The following is a 6,859-nucleotide window of genomic DNA, read 5'->3' as shown; positions in this document are numbered from 1 at the left end:
AGTTACGGCCTTCGGTCCTGCCCGGCACGGTGGTTGCCGCACACCGCGGGCCGCCGGGGTGGGCCCGGCGCGCCGTTCCCGTCAGTGGAAGAAGTGCCGCGTACCGGTGAAGTACATGGTCACGCCCGCCTTCTTCGCGGCCTCGACGACCAGTTCGTCGCGGACCGAACCGCCCGGCTGGGCCACGGCCCTGATGCCGGCCGCGGTCAGGATCTCCAGCCCGTCCGGGAACGGGAAGAACGCGTCGGACGCGGCGTACGAGCCCTGTGCACGTTCCTCGCCCGCCCGCTCGACGGCCAGCTTCGCGGAGTCGACCCGGTTGACCTGGCCCATGCCGACGCCGACCGAGGCACCGCCCTTGGCGAGCAGGATCGCGTTGGACTTGACCGCGCGGCACGCCTTCCACGCGAAGGCGAGTTCTTTGAGCTCGTCGGCGGAGAGCGCCTCACCCGTGGCCAGCGTCCAGTTGGCCGGATCATCGCCCTCGGCCTGGAGGCGGTCGGTCACCTGAAGCAGCGCGCCGCCGTCGATCGGCTTGACCTCGACCTCGGCGGACGGGGCGTCGGGGCAGCGCAGCACGCGGATGTTCTTCTTGCGGGCGAGCACCTCGACGGCGCCGTCCTCGTACGCCGGGGCGACGATGACCTCGGTGAAGATCTCCGCGACCTGCTCGGCCATGGCCACCGTCACCGGGCGGTTGACGGCGATGACACCGCCGAACGCCGACAGCGGGTCACAGGCGTGCGCGTTGCGGTGCGCCTCCGCGACGTCGCCGGCGATCGCGATGCCGCACGGGTTGGCGTGCTTGATGATCGCGACGCACGGCTCGGCGTGGTCGTACGCGGCCCGGCGCGCGGCGTCGGTGTCCGTGTAGTTGTTGTACGACATCTCCTTGCCGTGCAGTTGCTCCGCCTCGGCCAGGCCACCGGTGCCGGAGGTGTAGAGCGCGGCGGGCTGGTGCGGGTTCTCGCCGTACCGCAGGACGTTCTTGCGCTCGTACGTGGCACCGAAGAAGTCGGGGAAGCCCGAGTCGTCGGCGGCGGCGTAGTCGTCGGCGAACCAGGAGGCCACGGCCACGTCGTACGCGGCGGTGTGCTGGAACGCCTCGGCGGCCAGCCGCTTGCGGGCGGTCAGGTCGAAGCCGCCGGCCTTGACCGCGGCGAGGACGTCGGCGTACCGCTCGGGGCTGGTGACGACGGCAACGGACGGGTGGTTCTTGGCGGCGGCGCGGACCATGGACGGGCCGCCGATGTCGATCTGCTCCACGCACTCGTCGGCGGACGCGCCGGAGGCGACGGTCTCCTTGAACGGGTAGAGGTTCACGACCACCAGGTCGAACGGCTCCACGCCGAGTTCGGCGAGCTGCTCGCGATGGGCGTCCAGGCGCAGGTCGGCGAGGATGCCGGCGTGGACGCGCGGGTGCAGCGTCTTGACGCGGCCGTCCAGGCACTCGGGGAAGCCGGTGAGCTCCTCGACCTTGGTGACCGGCACCCCGGCGGCGGCGATCCGCCCGGCGGTGGAGCCGGTGGAGACGAGCTCGACCCCCGCCTCGTGCAGGCCGCGGGCGAGGTCTTCGAGCCCCGTCTTGTCGTAGACACTGACCAGGGCGCGGCGGATGGGCTTATTCACCGACATGACCGAGATGAACCTTTCGTCCCTCAATGCGATAGCCGTCACGGGCGAGTCGCCCCACGGCCTCGACGAGCAGCTTGCGCTCGACTTCCTTGATGCGTTCGTGGAGAGCGGCTTCGCCCTCCGCTGTGTCCTCTTCGGTCACCTCGACCATGCCCTGCGCGATGATCGGACCGGTGTCGACGCCGTCGTCGACGAAGTGGACGGTGCACCCGGTGACTTTCACGCCGTACGCGAGTGCGTCACGCACCCCATGGGCACCGGGAAAGCTGGGGAGCAGGGCGGGGTGGGTGTTGATGAACCGGCCGCCGAACCGGGCGAGGAACTCCTTGCCCACGATTTTCATGAACCCCGCGGACACCACGAGGTCCGGGCGGTGCTCGGCCGTCGCGGCCGCGAGTGCCGCGTCCCATTCCTCGCGCGTGGCGTAGTCCTTGACCCGGCACACGAAGGTCGGCAGTCCGGCGCGCTCCGCCCGTTCCAGACCGACGATGCCGGAGCGGTCGGCGCCGACCGCTACGACCTGGGCACCGAAGCCCTCGGGGTCGTCGCCGATGGCGTCGAGCAGGGCTTGAAGGTTCGTACCGGAGCCGGAGACCAGGACGACCAGACGGGCCGGTGCGGGGGAAGGGGGCGGGGAGGCCACGGCTGGGCCCTTTCTCGCGTGGTGAAGCAGAGTGACGCTGATTTGTATGGTCGTACGAAAGAATCGAGCCCCGTGATACGGGGAACTCTACGAACGAGCCGACCGTCAGCAACGATACCGGCACCTCTGGGGACCCCCACGGGACGGGGGTGAGGGGCCACAGGACGGCTACGGATCGGCTGGGGGTCGGTGGCAGATCGGCCGGGGGCCGGCTACGGAATGCGTGGGAGTGTCCGGGGAACGGCTGCCGGCCGCCCGTCACAGCCGCTCCCAGCTTTCGGCCCCTCCTGGCCGGGAGGTAGCGTCAGGGGACAGGGAACCGTCCGCAGGGCGGAAATGACGAGATGGGGAAGACGTTCACCATATGCCGGACCGACGCCGCCGCACCGCCTTCCGCCACCCGCTGCCCGAGCGGACCTCGCTGCTGCTGCGAGAGCGCCAGTCCCCCACGGGCCCTTCCTCTCCTTCCGGTTCTTCGTCTTCCGGCGCTCGTTCCGATGACAACCCGTTCGCCGCACCGCCGGAGAACCGGCCCGATCAGCCCTGGCAGCCCCGCCACCCTTCGAACACCGGCAACGGCAACGGCGGGAACGGCCAGGGGAACGGAGGCCGGGACAACGGCGACGCGTCGCCCGAGGACGGTTCCTCCGACGACCGGCCGGTCTGGGGCAGCCAGTGGAGCAGCCGACAGCCCGGGCGCCAGAGCGGCAGCTTCGGCGGTCGCCCCGGCGGGCCGGTCGGGCCGAACGGTCAGGGCGGCCCCGAGGGCAGCCCCGGCGGACTGCGCTGGGATCCGACCGACCCCGCCCAGCGGCGCGCCCGCTACGCGCTGCTCTCCGGTATGTGGGCCTTCTTCTTCGCGCTCTTCGACTTCCCGGAGATCGCCCTGCTGCTCGGCGCACTCGCCGTGTACTGGTCGATCAGCTCGCTCCGGGCGAAGCCGAAGGGGGCATCCGCACCGGGCGGAGCCACCAGCGCCCCGGGGGCGGGCGCTGCGTCCGGTACACCGGTTGCCGGTCCTCTGCAGGGTTCCGGTTCCGGACATGTCCCCGCGGCCGGCGCACCCGGCGCACCCGCTCCGGGCTACGGCAGGCAGCAGACCACGGCCGCGGTCAGCGGGCTGGTGACGGCGCTGCTCGCGCTCTCGATCGTCGCGACGACGTTCACGGTCCAGCTGGTCTACCGCGACTACTACACCTGCGTGAACGACGCCCTGACCAAGTCCGGCCAACTGGCCTGCAACGACCGGCTGCCGAAGCCGCTGGAACCCTTCTTCGGCGTCAAGAAGTGACACCTCGCGCAATTCACGACGGTCCGGCCTCCTCGGGAGGCCGGACCGTCGTCCGTTCGTACCAGGGATCGGTGGGCAGGAAGTCGTACGACTCGGAGTCCTCACCCTTCCCGCCGCCCGCCGCGGCGAGTCGGCCCCCGGGGGTGGGCAGCGTTCCCGGCGTGGACACCGGCTCGGCCTTCTCGCCCGCTTCCCGGCGTCCGGACCGCGTCCACCACCGCCGGCTGCCGTCCGTCCGCTGAGGCGCCTGCCCGGGCACCTCCGCAGGCGCCTGGGCAACGGACGCTCCTGCCGCCGCCTCGTCCGGCGCTCCTTGCGCCGCATCTGTCGTCGCCCCTTCCGCCGCCTCGTCCGTCGCCTCCTGTGCCGGGACCCGCCGCCACCAGCGGCCCCGCTCGCCGCCGCGCAGCCGCCAGGCCCGCACCAGGAGCGCCCCGGGGACGCCGAGCAACGCCGTCCACGCCAGGGCCGCCGCACCGGTCAGCCACCACACCGGGCCGAACGCCACCAACGCCCGGGTGCCGAGCGGCCCTCCCGCAGCCGCGGCGAGCACCGCCGTACCCACCCCGCATCCCAGTGCCCCCATCCCGGCCGTCAGCGCGGTCTCCCGCAGGCTCCACGCCTCGTCCCGTCCGGCCTGGGCGGGCGCGGCCCGCCGCACCGTGAACCAGGCGACCGCCACCCCGGCCACGACCGGCACCGCCGCGGCGGCCCAGTTCGGGGCCGTCCCCGGACCCTGCTCAGGCACCGCGGCAAGCAACGGGAAGACGGGCAGCGCCGGGCGACCGGAGAACGCGAGCGGGGTGACCGTGGACGCCGTACCGAGCGCGAAACCCGGTCCGAGTCCGTACGCGGCACCCCACACCGCCGCGTCCGGCACCAGCACCAGCGCGAGCAGCACCACCGAGACCCGGCCCGCCCAGTCGCCCGAGAGCTGGACGAACGACTGCTGAGCCGCCGGGGCATGCCAGACCAGTCCCACAGCGACGAGCAGCGCCCCGCCGCCCAGCAGTACCGCCACCCCGGCCGCCGCCGACCGGCACACCGTGTCGGCACGCTTCCTGAACCCGGAACGCGCCAGCTCCTCGCGCAGGCGCACCGGCGCCCAGGACGGCGGCGGCCCGATCGGGCGCCCGGATGCCGTCCAGACCCCGGCCGCCGCCGCGCCCGCCACCACAATGGCCGCAGGGAAGAACAGCGACGGCGCGTTCACGGTCAGTGAACCGCCCCGCACGTAGAGCGCGACAGTAGCCCCGACCAGCAGATATCCGCCGACGACCAGGGCGAACGCGGCCACCGCCGAGGGCGCCGGACGCCCCTCGTCCGGTTCCAGGGCGTCCCGGGCCGCGCGGTGGAGCAGCCACACCGGCGCGACGGTGAGCAGCAGCGGAACGAGGCCCACCGGAGCGCGGGCTCCGCCGAGCGTGTCGGTCCTGATCAGTTCGGCACCATGGGCGAGCAGCCAGAGCCCGGCCGCCGTGTGGAGGACACCGCCGAGGCCGTCGTCGGTGGCCGGGGAGCTGATCCACAGCACCATGACGAGCACGGTGAGGGCACCCAGCCCCAGCCCGGCCGCGAGAACCCCACGCAGGAAGGTGAAGGTCAGTACGGCGGACGGGCTCTGCTCTGCCGACAACGAGGGGCTTCCTTCGGTCACTTGGGTCACCCCGTCATGCTCCCAACGACACGCACTTATTCCGCGCAACAGGCGAACAGCGGCTGTGTCGCCCAATATGCGTTTATGTACTTTTTTGATCAGTGCAGGTCCACGGGGGTTCATTCATGACGCAGAGCTCGACCGATGTGGCCGCCACCCCTCCGCCCCCTTCCCGCAAGGAGCGCCGCAGACTGCGTGAGGCCAAGTCGCTGGGTGAAGAGCAGGTCGCGATGGCGGTGGGCGTCACCCGGGCCACGGTCCGGTCCGGGGAGACGGGCCGCACCACGCCCCGGGGGCGAAAGGGTGAGGTGTATGCCTGGCTGATCAGCGGCGGCCGGAAGGGTCCGCGGGAAACGTCTCCGAGTGCCCGGACCGAGTCCACCGCGTCGAGCACCCGGCAGAAGGCCGCCGTCAAGCCGGCGGCCCGCCCGGCGACGCCGACGACGGTCGCGTGGCTGTCCAAGCCGGTGACGTCCGCGAAACCGCCGTCCCATACGCCGTCTCGCCCGCCGTCCCGTCCTCCGGCCCACGTCGAAGCCACCGGGAGCTCCACCATGGCCCCGACCGAGCCCGGCACCACCCCCGATCTGTCCGGCACCCCTGACGCGTCCGGTGCGAGTGAAGCACCTGAGGCGGCAGCGTCAGCTGTTGAGGCAGCGGCAGAGTCGGCGGAGGCAGCAGCAGAAGCGGCAGCGGTCAAGGGTTTCGATGCCTTGTACATGCACTGCGCTGCCGCCCTCTTCCGGCAGACGTTTCTGCTGACCGGGCGCCGGAGCCTCTCCCAGGAGTCCGTCGCGCGGGCCTTCGCGCTGGCCTGGGACCGCTGGCCCGAGGTCGTTGCGGACCGGGATCCGGCGGGGTGGGTACGGGCGGCTGCGTACGAGTACGCGGTGTCGCCCTGGCACCGGCTGCGCCGCACGCACCGCGAGCTCGACCCACCACCCGCCGAACCCGGTGCGCGCGCACTGCTCGACGCGCTGCTCGACCTGCCACCGTCGTACCGCCGCACCCTGCTGCTCCACGACGGTGTCGGCCTGGGTCTGCCGGAGACCGCGGCGGAGACGGAGGCCAGCACTCCGGCGACGGCGAGCAGGCTGATGAACGCCCGTGCCGCGGTCGCCGAGCGGCTGCCCGAGCTGGCGGAACCGGCGTCCCCCGCCGAGCAGTCGGCGCTCCTGCATCAACAGCTCGGCGCGCTCGCCGAGGCCCAGACCCTCGAATCGCTCCCCTCGCCCGACGCGATCCGCACGGACAGCGAGCGCCGGGCCCATCTGTGGACCAGGGTGGTCATCACCTTCGCGGTGCTGCTCATCGGGGCGACGCTGTTCACCCTGGCGAACCCTCCGATGCGGTACGAGACCCCGGAGTCACCCGCTCAGCAGGTCGAAGGGGTGCCGCCACGAAGTGGCCCGCAGCAGCTGACGCCGCAGGACCTGAACCTGCGGCAGCGGCTGCACGGCGAACTCGTACAGGGCCCGGCCCGGCTGCTCCCCCACCCCGGCTGAACACGAGCGGGAACCGGCTGACGGCGGGAGACACGGGGGAGACTCGGGGGCCTCGCCTGAGGCGCGGACGGAGCAGCGGCCGCGCAGAAAGAAACGGCGCGGGCCCGTATCCCTGACCGGGGTACGGG

General features: G+C 72.4%; 5 protein-coding genes. 2 read left to right on the top strand and 3 right to left on the bottom strand.

Annotated elements, in window-relative coordinates; genetic code table 11:
* Positions 1 to 81 precede the first annotated feature (81 nt).
* The gene (gene purH, locus ACFU8Q_RS37520) at positions 82 to 1,635 is read right to left on the bottom strand and encodes a bifunctional phosphoribosylaminoimidazolecarboxamide formyltransferase/IMP cyclohydrolase (protein ID WP_384463438.1); all 1,554 of its coding nucleotides are present in this window, start codon (positions 1,633 to 1,635) and stop codon (positions 82 to 84) included.
* Positions 1,622 to 2,278, bottom strand: a complete 657-nt coding sequence (gene purN, locus ACFU8Q_RS37515) for a phosphoribosylglycinamide formyltransferase (RefSeq protein ID WP_384463435.1) — start codon at positions 2,276 to 2,278, stop codon at positions 1,622 to 1,624. Before purN ends, purH begins: the two co-directional genes overlap by 14 nt.
* Before the next feature lie 364 nt (positions 2,279 to 2,642).
* Between purN and ACFU8Q_RS37510 the strand changes: the two genes are divergently transcribed.
* A complete protein-coding gene (locus ACFU8Q_RS37510; protein ID WP_384463432.1) occupies positions 2,643 to 3,569 on the top strand; it encodes a hypothetical protein in 927 nt (308 codons plus the stop codon).
* A 13-nt stretch (positions 3,570 to 3,582) separates the two neighbouring features.
* On the opposite strand, the gene ACFU8Q_RS37505 is transcribed toward ACFU8Q_RS37510, so the two are convergent.
* The gene (locus tag ACFU8Q_RS37505; protein WP_384463429.1) at positions 3,583 to 5,205 is read right to left on the bottom strand and encodes a DUF6350 family protein; all 1,623 of its coding nucleotides are present in this window, start codon (positions 5,203 to 5,205) and stop codon (positions 3,583 to 3,585) included.
* A 146-nt stretch (positions 5,206 to 5,351) separates the two neighbouring features.
* On the opposite strand from ACFU8Q_RS37505, the gene ACFU8Q_RS37500 reads away from it, so the two are divergent.
* Entirely contained in the window at positions 5,352 to 6,731 is a 1,380-nt protein-coding gene (locus tag ACFU8Q_RS37500) for a DNA-directed RNA polymerase sigma-70 factor (RefSeq protein WP_384463426.1), read from the top strand.
* Positions 6,732 to 6,859: the final 128 nt, after the last annotated feature.

The organism is Streptomyces sp. NPDC057543 (genome assembly GCF_042801895.1).
Taxonomy (GTDB): domain Bacteria; phylum Actinomycetota; class Actinomycetes; order Streptomycetales; family Streptomycetaceae; genus Streptomyces.
Note: the sequence above shows the minus strand (reverse complement) of the source record. Positions and strands in the feature narration are given on the sequence as shown.